Source organism: Frondihabitans sp. PhB161 (assembly GCF_003814635.1).
Taxonomy (GTDB): Bacteria; Actinomycetota; Actinomycetes; order Actinomycetales; family Microbacteriaceae; genus Frondihabitans.
The window spans coordinates 371374-385038 of record NZ_RKQW01000004.1 but is presented as its reverse complement, the minus strand read 5'-3'; the positions used below and the strand labels follow the sequence as shown (position 1 = coordinate 385038).

Annotated in this window: 7 protein-coding genes; all 7 read right to left on the bottom strand. The window is 68.2% G+C overall.

The annotated features are described in order from the left end of the window. Positions 1 to 4 precede the first annotated feature (4 nt). Entirely contained in the window at positions 5 to 2404 is a 2400-nt protein-coding gene (locus EDF39_RS16500) for a transglutaminaseTgpA domain-containing protein (RefSeq protein WP_123944803.1), read from the bottom strand. After that, on the bottom strand, positions 2401 to 3828 hold the full coding sequence (locus EDF39_RS16495; RefSeq protein WP_233573179.1) for a DUF58 domain-containing protein: 1428 nt from the start codon (positions 3826 to 3828) through the stop codon (positions 2401 to 2403). Before EDF39_RS16495 ends, EDF39_RS16500 begins: the two co-directional genes overlap by 4 nt. A 61-nt stretch (positions 3829 to 3889) precedes the next feature. Continuing rightward, complete coding sequence (locus tag EDF39_RS16490) at positions 3890 to 4861, bottom strand: MoxR family ATPase (RefSeq protein WP_055958518.1); 972 nt, start codon at positions 4859 to 4861, stop codon at positions 3890 to 3892. Between the two features lie 46 nt (positions 4862 to 4907). Then, positions 4908 to 10757: an Ig-like domain-containing protein gene (locus EDF39_RS16485; protein ID WP_123944801.1), complete on the bottom strand. Its 5850-nt coding sequence runs from the start codon at positions 10755 to 10757 to the stop codon at positions 4908 to 4910. After that, the gene (locus EDF39_RS16480) at positions 10754 to 12187 is read right to left on the bottom strand and encodes a serine/threonine-protein kinase (RefSeq protein WP_123944799.1); all 1434 of its coding nucleotides are present in this window, start codon (positions 12185 to 12187) and stop codon (positions 10754 to 10756) included. Before EDF39_RS16480 ends, EDF39_RS16485 begins: the two co-directional genes overlap by 4 nt. A gap of 229 nt (positions 12188 to 12416) precedes the next feature. Further along, positions 12417 to 13247, bottom strand: coding sequence for a PP2C family serine/threonine-protein phosphatase (locus EDF39_RS16475; protein ID WP_055958526.1), 831 nt, complete (start codon positions 13245 to 13247; stop codon positions 12417 to 12419). Then, positions 13244 to 13627: an FHA domain-containing protein gene (locus EDF39_RS16470; protein ID WP_123944915.1), complete on the bottom strand. Its 384-nt coding sequence runs from the start codon at positions 13625 to 13627 to the stop codon at positions 13244 to 13246. The genes EDF39_RS16475 and EDF39_RS16470 overlap by 4 nt, the downstream gene beginning before the upstream one ends. Positions 13628 to 13665: the final 38 nt, after the last annotated feature.

Below are 13665 nucleotides of genomic sequence, written 5' to 3'. Positions count from 1 at the left end.
ATCCCTAACGCTTGAAAGGCTTCCGGCCATGGTATCCACGGAGCGACCTCGTCGAGACCGCGGCCCGGAATCGTTGCCACCGCGTGAGGCCGGTATCGAGATGGGTGCGCATCTCGCCGACCGCCTTCCAGACGCGATCCGCGTCGGGCGCGGACGGCGGCTCGGGAGCGAAGACGGCCCGGTCGACCACGCGAGCGAGAACGCCGGCGCGGGTGCTGCCGACCGCCGCCGCGACCTCGCTTCGCGTGGCGGAGCCCGGGGTGGGGATGCCGTGGTCGACGACGGCGTCGTGGTACTCCTGCCATCCGTGAGTCATGCGGACGCCAGGGTCACGGGCCCGGCGCCGCCGCACCCGTCGACGCCCCTTGACCGCAACGATCGCGAGGAACGGCGACATCACCAGGCCTGCTATGAGGGCGGCCCAGCCTGCGATGCGGCCGGCGGCGACCACGAGGGCGATCCAGGCCGGTGGGTCGGTGGGGCTGTCCTGGCGGCTCTGCGGTTGGGTCTGATCGTTCGGCGGGTCGGCCTCTTGCTGGGGTGGCTGAATCACCGACTGGGGTCTGGAGACCTGGTTCGGATCGACCTGCTGGTCTTTCGGGATCTCGCGGGGTTCCGGGTTCGGGTCGAGCGAGACCCAGCCGTACTGGGCGGTGTCGACCTCGATACGAGCCGTGATGTCGGATCCTGTAAAGGTCGCCGTGCCGCCCGTCGATGACGAGCCGGCGAATCCCAGTACCACCCGCGCGGGGAACCCGAGTTCGTCGGCCATCAGCGCGGCTGCCGCGGCGTATTGCTCACCGTCGCCGATCATCAGGTTGTCTGTGAAGAGGCGGGTGAGTCGGTCGGCTCCGTGGCCGGAGAGGCTGGCGGGTTCGTCGGAACCGACGCCGTGACTCACGTACCCGTTCTTCTTCAGGCCGTCGAGGGCCGCCTGCAGGCGTGGGCCCTGCCCCTGAACCCCGTCGACGTACGACTCGAGGGCGGCCGTGAGTGCCGAGGGCACCTTCGTCGGCGCAGGCACAGTGGCGTCGCCGGGGGTCAACGACTGGAGCGCCGCTCGCGAGGGCTGTTGCGGCTCGACGGCAGTGAGCCGATACGAGTCGTCTTGTGCGAGCCCGCCGAGCACGGCGGCGGTGCCCGTGGTGTCGTTGTAGAAGAACGCGTCTCGAAGAGCGGTGCTTCTCGAGCCGCCGAAGTCGATCGACTCCAGCTTGCCCACGGTCGGAACCCAGACACCCGTGTAGCCGTCGACGGCTACATCGATCGTGACCTGCCTGCCCCTGACCTGAGCCTGATCGATCGACGTGGGCACGCGCGTAAAGGTGCCAGAAGCGGTCGAGACTTCGTCGCTGCCGACCGAGTACTGCACGCCGTCGTAGGTGTCGAGAGTGGCGATCCTGACGAAACCGCCCGCTCCGAGACCGGTAACCGTGATCTGGGGTGTGTCGGCCTCGGCGGACTGCTCGTAGGCGCGGAATCCGCTGAGGGGGCTCACGTAGTCGCGCGGATCGAAAGGCGTCTGCACGGCGTCGCGGGCGACCCAGCGGGACGACTTCGGACCGATTGCACCGGTCACAGCCGCTCCCGCGGCGGTCGCGACGACGAGAGTCAGCAGCGTTCCGGCGACGGCACGGCGTGCCACGGCGCCGTGACCGGACCGACCGCGAGCCTCACCTCCGGATGGCCTCCGGCGGCCGGCAGCCGTTCCCCGTGTCAGCAGGTCGATGGCCAGGCGCCGCCGGCGAAGCCTCCACCAGACGATCCAGAGCACCGACACCGCGAGCAGCACCAGTCCGGTGACCAGGGGCAGGAGGGGCTCGCGCGGACCGAGGACGATGCCCACCAGATAGATCAGCGCGGGCGGCACGAGCGCGAGCTCGGCGCGGCGGCTGCGGAACGCCGTGCTGAGCCCCACGGTCGTCCCGGCGAGCACGAGCACTAGAGCCGGGACCAGCAGGGCCTGATAGTCACCCACCGGGAGCGTGATGGTCAGCAGCTGCTTCCAGCCGAGCGCGACGCCCCCGACCAGCTCACGCAGACCGTCGACGGTCGGGAGCACCCCGTAGAGCGCTTGGTTCGGCACCGCGAGAGCGACCCCGAAGACCCCGAACGCCACGATCAGAAGCGCGAGGATCCAGACGCTCGCCAACCGCAGAAAAAGACCGGCGAGAGCGATGGTCGCCCCGAGCGCGAAGCCGCCGACGAGCAGGATCAGGAAGGCGCTGCTGCGGTAGATGGGCCAGAGGGTGGCGCTAGCCGCCACCATGACGACGAAGTAGAGGGCTGTCTGGGCCAGGGCGAAACCGGTGCGGATCTTCGGCCGGGTGGATCGCGGGCGGAGCCCCGGCCCGCGGGCCGTCGATCCAGTCGTCGGTGTTTCTCTCCGGTCGACGACGGTCATGACGCCACCGTCCGTGCGAGTGACTTCTGCAGGTCTTCGAGGTAGCCGACCGTCAACACGGTCATGTCGGCGACGCGACGAAGGCCGGGAACCGTCTCGGGATCGCAGACGATCGCCACCGTCTCGACGCCCGCCGGGAACGCCGAGGCGGCTGCGCGCAACTCACCGATACCCGTCGTCGAGCCGACCACGAGGAACGCGACCGAGATGCCGGCGACCTGCTCCCCCGTCACCCGAGCGACGTCCGAGATTCCGAGCGCGGCCTCGGAATAGGCCACCAGCGAGAGATCGTCGAGGAGACGGGTCGGGGTGAGGGTCGACAGCGGACGGACGGCCAGGGTCTTCCGCTTCGCGAACTCGGGGGTCCGCTCCGACACGACCACCGAGACCTCCCGGGCGTCGCGAATCGCGCGCACCCCGAGTGACGCCGCCACGCCGACGCCGAGCTCGAACTCCTCCTCGGTGGCGAAGTCGGCGTTAGCGAGGCTCAGGGCGATCACGATGTGGCTGCGACGTGTCTCTTCGAATTGCCGCACCATGTAGGTGCCCGCGCGGGCGCTGGACTTCCAATGGATGTGGCGGCGGTCGTCGCCCGGAAGGTATTCGCGAAGGGCATGGAACGAGATATCGCTCGGCGAGAGGTCGCGGGTCGGACTGCCCTCGAGGTCACGGATCAGCCCGGTACTCGTCGACGGAATGCCGATGGTGCGCGGGTGGACGAACAACTCGACGACGTCGGTCCAGTCGAGCTCGCGGCGGACGAGGCCGATCGGATCTCCGCGAACCGTGCGAACCGGCCCCACGGGAATGACCCCGCGCTTGTTCGTCGGCACCTCGAAGGTCTCGTCGACCGATTCACCCCCGCGCAGGCCCGGGAGGGTGAGCTCCACCAGACCGGCGCCGATCGGAATCTCGACGGTGATCCCGAGCACGCGGCGCCTCGTCGGATTGCTCACGGTCACCCGACCGGAGGCCTCATCACCCACAGCCACCCGGCTGTGAGGCAGATCGAGAGCGATCGTGAAGACGCTGCGACCGATGGCCGTGACGACCGCCAGGATCAGGATGACGACGAGCGCGAATCCGACCGTGACGAGCTCGACCCAACCGAGCGCATAGCCCGCCAGGAGGCAGGCGGGGGTGAGAATCAGCAGTGCCCAGCCGACCGGGGTGACCACGCTCGAGGCCACCTCGACTCCCCGGCTGAAGACGAGGGCGAGCCGGCGCCCTAGCCGCACGATCAGCACGACGATGTCGGCGCTGAAGCCCTGCCTGTCGCCCACGATCCGGGTGCGGGCGTTAGTGAGCCCCTGCGTGCTGGTTCCGTAGTGCGAGTCGGCAGTGGCGTTTCGCGTGCTCTCGCCGCGCGCCCGATCGGGGCCCGGCCGCCCAGCGCGAGACCGCTCCGCCGGCGATCCCTGCACCCGCAAGCCCTCGGTTCGAGCGCGTTCTCCCGGCGGCGTCACGCGTACGCCGCCGCACAGGTCACGCGGAGACCCTCTCGGCGGGCGGCGCGATCTCGATCAGCAGTTGGCTGATGACGCTGCTGGCGGTGACTCCGTCGAACTCCGCTTCGGGATCGAGCACGATCCGGTGGGCGAGAACGGGCTCGGCGAGCAGCTTGACGTCGTCGGGCGTCACGTAGTGCCGACCGGTCGACGCCGCGTACGTCTTGGCGACACGCACGAGGGACAGAGCGCCGCGGACGCTCACACCGAGGCGCACTTCGGGAGCCGTTCGAGTGCCCTCGACTATCCGGGCGACGTAGTCGGCGACGACCGGATCGACGTGCACCGTTCGCGCGAGGCGAGACATCTCGCCGATGACTCCCGCCTCGACGATTGGCGACAGGCTGCCCTCGTGAACGCGAACCGCGGAGTCTTCGAGGATCCGCAGGGTGGCCGCATGGTCGGGATACCCGATGGAGGTCTTCATCAGGAACCGATCGAGCTGCGCCTCGGGCAGGCGGTAGGTGCCCGCCTGTTCGATGGGGTTCTGGGTGGCGATCACCATGAACGGCGACCCCACCTCGTGCGTCACCCCGTCGACCGTGACGCGCGACTCCTCCATGACTTCGAGAAGCGCGGACTGGGTCTTCGGGCTCGCCCTGTTGATCTCATCGGCGAGCACGATGTTCGCGAAAATCGGTCCGCGGTGGAACTCGAACTCGCTCGTCTTCTGGTCGTAGATGCTGACGCCGGTGATGTCGCCGGGCAGGAGGTCGGGGGTGAACTGGATCCTGGAGCTCTCGCTCTGCACGGTCTGCGCGACGGCTCGGGCGAGTGACGTCTTGCCCGTGCCGGGGAAGTCTTCGAGCAGAAGATGGCCTTCGCTCAGAAGGGCCGTGAACGACAGCTTGATCACGAACGACTTGCCGAGCAGCACCTTGTCGACGTTGCCGACGAGGCGCGCGAAGATATCGGCGAACCAGGTGGCCTGCTCAGGCGTCATGCTCATGCTCGGGGGATTCCTTTGGTGTGGGTGACGATCGCGGCGCTGGGGCTTACGGTGTGGCCGGGTCGGAGAACGTGTGCTCGTAAGTCTGCCCGTTGGCGGTCACTCTGATATCGAGGCTCGGCGCAAGGAGACCCCCTCCGTCGACCGTGCAGGAGTTCGCGCCGCTCACCGCATCCTGCCAGTCGCCGCCGACACAGCGGAATTCGAGCTTGCTGTAGCCGGGGTTCGCAGCCGGGTCGTAGTTGAACGCGTAGCTGCCGGTGAGAGTGAGGTCCGTCGGCCCCGTGTAGGTCGCTCCGACATCGGTGCTGACGGGTGTGGCCGAATTGCTCGTTCCGGCGGGCCCGCACACTGTCGCAGCGGCATCGCGGCAGCCGCGAACGGTATAGGTCTGAGGCGACCCGTACACACTTCGATCTTGAGAGCTGGTCAGCTGGTCTCCGCGCTGCACGGTCGTCCAGACGCCCGAGCTCCGCACCTGGTAAAGCACGGCCGTTCCGCTGGCGACAGACAGATCGCCGACTGTGACATCGGAGAAGACCGAAGTCGTGCTGGGCGCTACGGCGATTGACGCCGAGGCCTGCCCCGGAGCCGCCAGGCTCTGCACGCCGTCCGACTTCGCCGCCGAGCAGAAGTAGCCGTTGTCGGCGTAGACGAAGTACGTGTACGACTTGCCGTCCGACGCGTTGGAGTCGACGTACGACGTCGCCTGCAGCGAACCCGAGATCGCGCCGGGCTTGCTGGTGGCACTGCACGCGGGGGTCGAGGATCCGGCGGCATCGCGCCCCACCACGTAGTTCACGGCGCTGCCCCCGTTGCTCCCCGCGGCCGTCCAGCTCACCGTGATCGCGCCGTTTCGGTCGCTCGACGCGGTGATGCCGGTGACCGGCGCGGGCGTGCCCACGGGTGAGCCCGTGACCGCGCCGCTGCGAGCCCAGTCGTCGGAGCTATCGACCTCCGCGGCGTTCTTGGCGTACACCTGCACCGAATACTGCGCACCCGGGGTGAGCCCGCCGATCGTGGTCGAGGTCGACGAAGCGGGTACGGTCTGCGATCCGGGGGCACCGTCGCCGGCGATCTCGACCACGTAGCTGGCGACCGACGTGCCTCGGGCCGGTTTCGGCACGGCATTCCACGCGATCACGAGCGCACCCGGAGTGGTCGACGACGGGGTGACTGTCACCCCGGTCGGGGCCGAGGGGACGAAGTCGGCGCTGTACGCCGAGCTCAGGGCACTCGGTTGCGACGCTCCGACGGCGTTGATCGCCTGGACGGAGAACTGGTAGCGCACGCCGGGCTCGAGGTCGGTGAGCGTGCACAGGGTGGAGGTCCCGCAGTCTTTGACGTAGGTCGCCGAGCCCGAGGTGCCCGTGAGCCGGTACGACGTGATCGCGGAGTTGTTGGCCACCGACGCCTGGTAGGCGAGCGTCAGTTCGCCGCCCACGAAAGTACCCGAGCGCGTGGGTGCCGCCGGTGCGTCCGGGACGTCCTGCACAGAGATCGTGACATTGCCCCAGACGTACCGGGACGGATCGCCTGTGACGTCAGCGATCTGGTACTGCAGGTTCGAGTTCGTCGGCCTCGCTGACGCGGACACCGTGACGGTCAGGCGGCTCTTGTCGGCGGAAGGCTTTACCGACACCCCCTTCGGCAGGGAGCTGCCGCCGAGGCCGCGGATCGCGATCACGCGCAGCGCCTGACCCGGGAACGGGTTCGCGGCCCGATCGTTGGCGAGGACGTCGACGACCGTTGTCGAACCGCGCTTGACGATCGCGGTGTCGGCGGCGGCGATCGCCAACGGCCTCGTCGAACGGACGACCGTCATCGAGACGGATCCGGCCTGCGCAGCCGACGTGCGGTCTCGAACGGTGACGCCGATCCGGCCCGTGTCGCCCGTGACGGCACTCGAGGTCGCCGAGACGGTGAGGTTCGAGCCGGTCAGCTCCACCCGGAAGCCTGGCACGCTCGACGTGGTGAGGGCGTAGCGGAGCTGCCCGAGGTCGTTCGGGTAGTTGTAGGTGGTGAGACGTCGGAGGTCGAGAGTGCGAGACTCCCCCGGCTCGAGATCGATCGATGAGGCCTGGAAGACCGGCGGCTGATTCTGCCTGGCAGTGACCGTGATGGGCAGCACGAGCGTCGCGACGTGACCGTTCGGGTCGTCAGCCGAGGTGCCGTCGGTGACCTGGAACGAGATCGACGCCTGGCCGAAGAAGCCAGCGGCCGAGGTGAATCGAAGCCGACTCGGGCCGACCACGAGCTTCGCTCCGTCGGAGTGCGTAGCCCGAACGGTGCTGCTGTCGGTGACCCGGACCCCGTTGGATCCCGTTGCCACGACGTGGTCGTTGAGGTCGATGTCGAGGGTGGCGCCGCTGACCACGGAGAGCCCGGGCGCCGTCTCGTCGATCTGTGGGAGCGTCTCGTCGGAGCCCGGCACGCGGATGAACGCGTAGGTGGTGATGCGCGAGTCGTCGGGATGAGAGACGGCGAAGGGGATGATCTGGCTTTGGGCGGTGACGGTGACCCGGATCCTTTTGTTGGAAAGAACCCTCGCCGTGTCTCCGTACCCGTCGACGAGGCGCAGGCCGAGGCTCGAGACGCTTCCGTCGGCGAAGAACACGTTCGCGAGCACGTCGACGTCGACTGTCGTGCGGCCCAGCACGTCTTTGAGCGTAAGCACACTGTCGGCGGCTTCGGGGTAGTTGAGCTCGGCCCGGGGGTCGACCTTGACCGTGATGAAGTTCGAGCTGCTGCCGCCGCTGGCATTCGCCACCGTGTAGACGAGCCCGTAGGTGTTCGTCTTGGCGGGTGGCGTGACCCGCACCACGCCGTCGGCGAGGATCGTCGCCTTCACGGACGTGTCGTTCGGGCGAACCGCCGTGACCCGCAGCGCCTGCCCATCGGGGTCGGAGTCGTTGGCCAAGACCCGCACCAGAATGCTTCCGCCCGGCCGCATGGTGACTGCGTCGGCCACCGCGATCGGGTCTTTCGATCCCTGGGCGCGCGGGGCGATGCCGATGCGCACTGTGCCGGTCGCCCGAGCACCGAGCCCGTCAACGACCGTGTACGTGAAGGTGTCGGTGCCAGCCGAGTAGCTCCCCGCCTGGTACTCGATGTCGCCGGCTCCGACGCTCGACACGCTGCCCTTCTGCGGGTTCGAGTCGACGCCGAGCAGCTGAACGGAGTCGCCGTCGGGGTCGATGTTGTCGAGGGGCACCTGCACCCGCACGGTCTGCCCCGCCACGACCCGTGCCGTCACGGTCTGCGGAACCGGCGCCTGGTTGGTGGAGCGGTCGGATTCGCGAACCGAGATGCTGACCTGAGCCGTCGCCCTCTGACCGTCGGGCCCGTCGACGGCATACTCGGCCGTGAAGTTTCCTGGTGTGGTGGGCGCGAGGTACCGCAGTTGCTCCCCCGACACGAACAGCAGCCCTCCCCCCGACGAGACGTTCGAGACGAGTTTCGGCTCGAGCACGATGTCTTCGCCGTCGGGCTGCTCGTCGTTGGCGAGGACGTCGATGTCGACCGCTTGGCCGGCGCGGGCGGTGACCTGGTCATTGGTCGCGATCGGCGGCTGGAGTTGCGACGGCTTCGGGATCTCGACCACGGTGACGGTGCCCGTCGACGACGCGAGCCCGTTCGAGACCGTGTAGGTGAACGAGACGGGGGCCTCGATGGGCTGCGCCAGCGTGATCCGGAGGTAGCGCTGCTCGAGGGTCTGCACCTGGACTCCCGACGCGGTCGCCGGAGCATCGACGGCCGTGACCATGAGCACGTTGCCCGCCGGGTCGATGTCGGTCGCCGTGATGTCGACCGACTGCGAGCTGAGCGTCTGCACGAAGACGGTCTTCGGTGTCGTGATCGGAGCCGTGTTCGGGTCGAGAGGGCTGCGGACGTCGACCCGGATCGTGCCGGTGGCGGTCTTCTGACCGTCTGTCACTGTGTACTCGAGCTGGTGCGAGCCCACGTTGCCCGAGACGAAGGTGAACGTGCCCGTCGAGTAGCTCGGCGTGATGGTCACGCCCGATTTCGCGGGGACGCTGTTCAGCTTGATCGCGCCGGAACCGCCGGAGGCGTAGCGGAGCGGATTGATAGTGGTCGTGCGGTTCTCGTCGACCTGGACGGAGAACGACTCGGCGCGGAGGGGCGTGGCGCCAGGGGCGTCGACGGTGATCTGCAGGGTTCCACGGCCGGTCGAGCGGCCATCCGAGAGCGAGAGCACGATCTCTTGGGTCGACGGCCCGTCGCCGGCATCCTGGTAGACGACCTCGCCGGTCGGCTTGAACGTGACCGTGCCCCCGTCGCCACCCGATGCGCCGGTCAAGTAGAACGGATCGCCATCCGGGTCGACGAACGATCCCAGAGTGTCGACCGTCACCCGCCCCGACGACGAGACGACGTCGCGGAGAGCCCGCACCTGCTTGGGAGCGCCGTTGAGGGCATCGCCGTGGATTCCGACCTTCACCCGCGCCGTCGAGGTGCCACCGCGGCCGTCCGAGATCGTGTAGTCGAACGTCACCGATCCGGTCGCCCCCGCGGGGAGCGTCAGCATGATCTGCTGCCGGTTCGACACGACCTGCACTGTCGCGCCTGCCGACGTGGGATCGGCCACCGAGTCGATCGAGATCGGATCGCCGTTGGGGTCGTAGTCGTTGAGAAGCACCGGAAGCAGGGTGGCTCGCCCAGCCCGGGCACCGAGGTTGTCGGCAGTCGCCACGGGAGGCTTCTGCTGCACCTCGAGCTTCTCTTTGTCGTCGGTGACGGGTGTCTCGTCGTTCTGCTGGTCGCGCTGATCGTCGATCAGGTCGCCCCAGTTGTCGATGAGCTGGCCGTCCCGCTGAATCGCCCACGCCCGTCCCCCGGCCGTGTCGTTGAGCACGACCCGAGAACCCGTCACGGCGAAGGCCAGCGCCGCCGACGACGGCACCGAGGCCAGCTCGGTCACGCCAGTACCGGCCGCCCCTGCACCCGGGCAGTCGGTCCACGACGCGCCATCGGTCCATGCGGCGTACGAACAGCCGCCGACGACGACCGGTCGTGCCGGTGTTCCCGATTGATCGGCGACCCGATTCGTCACCGTGCCGCCGAACGACACCGAGACGAGGCCCGAAGAGCCCGCGACCAAGATCGAGGATCCGGCATCCGCCGATCGCTGCAGCGTCGCTCGGCCTGTTATCTCGCCGGAGAGCTCCACCGCGCGACCGTCGACCACGAGCGTCTTGGTGGTCCGGTCGAGAACCGCCCAGTGGGATCCGACGGTCGCGACCTGGAAAGCATCACGCTTGGGCAGACTCAGGCGCGCACGGTCGGTGACCCCGAACCGGGTGACCGACGAGACGATGGAGAGCTCGCCGGTATCGGCCGAGTAGGCGGAGAGACGGCCGGAGGGGCTCATGCCCGTCGTCACGGCCGACCCGAGGCTGAGCTCGGCCTGGGTCTGCGCGTCGAACGAGGCCAGAGTGTCGACCGGTGTCGTCCAGAACTGTCCGGTCTTCTGCGAGAGAACAACTGCCGTGTCGCCCGCCAGCAGCACGTCGGGAGAGTCGGGCGGAAGGGGCACGGTCTGACCGAGTTCGGCCGTGGCCGTGTCGACCACGCCGACCGTGGCGTCGCTCCGGTTCACCAGCAGGACATTCTGGGGATCTTGCACCACGGAGATGTCGGAGCTACTCGATCGGACGGCCGAGTTCAGCTCGAGCACACCGGGATTGGCCCGCCCGACGGCCGAGAGCGACTGGTTCGTCACCCAGACGGTTCCGTCGTCGAGGTTGAGTTTTTGGGCCTGGTAGCCGGGGCTCGTCAGGCCGATGGTGGCCGCGACGGCCGCCAGAAGCACCACGCCCAGACCGGTCGCGGTAAACGATCGGTGGGTCGACAGATACGAGAGGAGCCGCCTCACCCGGTCTCCTCCGGCGAAGCGCACTTTTCGGCGCTGACCTGCCCGGGTTTGCCCTCGCGGGTGACGGTGACCGTGATGCAGACCTGCTGGCCGGAGTCGACGGGCGCGAGGAACGTCGAGGAGGTTTGGGTGCTCGAGTCGGTGCCCTGCGTGACGAGGTACGAATCGCCGCTCCGGATGCCCGGATCCGCCCAGCTGAATTCGATCGACGATCCCTTGGTCGTCGCCTGGATGTCGCTGACCCGTGGAATGTCGGTTGACGTCGATCGCACGAGGAAGAGCGTGGCGACGCCCCCGAGGGCGATGAGCACGGCCGCCGCCGCGATGACGCCCCACCACAGGTACTGGCGACGCCGTACCGGCCCCGCCGGGCGCGTGCCCGTCGACCGGGGAATGGCATTCGAGTTGCGCGCCCCGGTGTCGAGCGTGCGCGAAACGGGCGTCGACGAGGCAGCGGGTCGACGACGTCGCCGTCGATTCGACGAGCCCGAGGTCGGCGTCTCGGAACCGCGCACCCGGGTGCGGTCTTCGAGATCGGCGACGGTGGCCAGCGCCCAATCGTCGACCGCCACCTCGATCGCGGTCTGGGCGACTCCGATCTCGGATTCGACCTGCTGGAACTCCCGGATCAGCTCCAGAATCGAACCCTGGCGGTTTTCGGGTCGGTGCGAGAGCGCTCGCGCGAGTGTCGCCTCCAGCCCGGACGGCACGTCCGTTCGGCCGATCGCCTGGAATCGACCCTTCTCGATTCGAGCCATGAGGTCGCTCGAGGTGTTCGATCCCCCCATCACCTCGAACGGGCTGCGACCGGCGAGAAGCGAGTACACCGTGGCGCCGAGCGACCAGACCTCCGAAGCGATCGTGCCCGAGCTGTCGTCACGCAAGACCTCCGGGGCCGACCACGGGATCGACAGCCCCACGACCTCGCTCGGTTCGCTCTCGCCGAGCGAGGCGGCGATGCCGAAGTCGGAGAGCACGGGATGGCCATAGGCGGTCATCAGGATGTTCGACGGCTTCACATCGCGATGCAGAACACCCTGCCGATGGGCCGTCTCGAGGGCGCTGCCGATTTTGACGGCGATGCGGAGGACGTCGGCGACGGGGATGCGCTCGCGCCGATAGCGCTCGCTCAGCGACGACGAGCACAGCTCCATCACGAGATACGGACGCCCATCGGCCGACACACTCGCCTGGTAGACGGTGAGGATGGAGGGGTGAGCGCTCAGCTGCGCCATCAGATTGGCCTCGGCCTGGAACATCTGACGAACCTGGTCGTTGACGACCTCGCTCAGCATGACCTTGACAGCGACCTGTCGCCTCGGCATGTTCTGCTCATACAGGAACACATCGGCGAAACCACCCGAGCCGAGCACGTGCATGTGCGAGAAACCCGGGAGGACAGGGGGTTGAGAAGGGAGGCGTCGTGCCATGTCGCCCCCTCCTCGAGTGCGTGCGGATCAGCATTCGCAGGGCGTTGGGTGCGCCCGTTTGTCTCCGCCCGGGGCTGATGCTCTGCGAGCCCCGACGAATTGCCGATGTCCGTCATTGTAAGCGGAGCCGCCGACACCCCTCTCGTCTCAGGGGTGCATCTGGGGACAACCGGGGACACCCCATTTCGGGGGGTGCCGGGCACTGAGACCCGACGTGGGCCGCCACGAATCAGTTGCGGGGCAGCTGTCCCGTCGGAACGGTCGCCTCGATGTCACCCGGGTGCTCGGCACCGCGCACGTCGACGACCACGGCCGTCACGTTGTCGCGCCCGCCCGCCTCGACGGCCGCCGAGACGAGAGCCTGAGCAGCCGCGTTCGACTCGGGGTTCGCATCGAGCAGCGTGGCGATCGCTCGCGGGTTCAACTCCTTGGTGAGACCGTCGGAGCAGACCAGGATCCGAAGCCCCGGCCGGGCAGGGACTCTCCAGTAGTCGGGGCTCGGCTCCGCCCCGAAGCCGATCGCCTTGGTGATCACATTGCTGTCGGGGTGATTCTCGGCGTCATCGGGGTGCAGCATGCCCGCCTGGACCATCTCCTGCACTACAGAGTGATCGACGGTGACCTGGCGGAGCACACCGGAATCGAGCATGTAGACGCGCGAGTCGCCGACGTTGAAGATGGTGAAGAACGCCCCCTCGCCCTCCCGCGTGAGAATCGCTCCCGTGACCGTGGTGCCCACACCCAGCTCGGTGCCGATGGCGGCGATCTCGATGTCGTCTGTCGCTGTGCGAAGGGCTTCTTCAAGGGCCTCGGTGTCGAAGAAATCACCGTCGGCGGCCTGGTCGAGACGGGTGACGACCGCGTCACTCGCAACGTCGCCGGCGCTGTGCCCGCCCATCCCGTCGGCGACCACGAAGAGCGGTGCCCGGGCGATGAAGCTGTCTTCGTTGTGGGCGCGACGCTTGCCGACGTCGGTAGCGCCCGCCCAGTCGAGCACGACGGTCGACCCCTCGTCGAAGCGAATGCTGTGGGCGGTCGTCGGGCGGCCGATCTCTGTCACGGAGTGAAGTCTTCCTGAGGAGTGATGCGCGTACTGGGCAGGATCTCGAGACGGTTACCGTCTCCGATGTCAATTGTGGTGCCGACGAGCACGACGATCGACTCGCCTTGCCGAAGAGCGACCGGATGCCGCCCCGGAATGGTCACACGCGTTCCGTTGGTCGAGCGGAGGTCGGTGACCACGACGGCACTGCCCTCCTGCCTGATCTCGACGTGAGTGGACGAGACTTCGCGCCGGGGCGACGGAGCGGTCAGCAGCACCGGCGTGACTCCCCGGACCACCCGGGGCGCAGAAGGACGACGACCCACTATTACCGGGGCAGTGAGCTCCACCGCCTCGGAGCCGATCCGAACGCGATGAAATCGCTGGGGGCTGAGCATCGCCACGGGCCCTCCTCGATCGACCGCCGGTCGGCGGA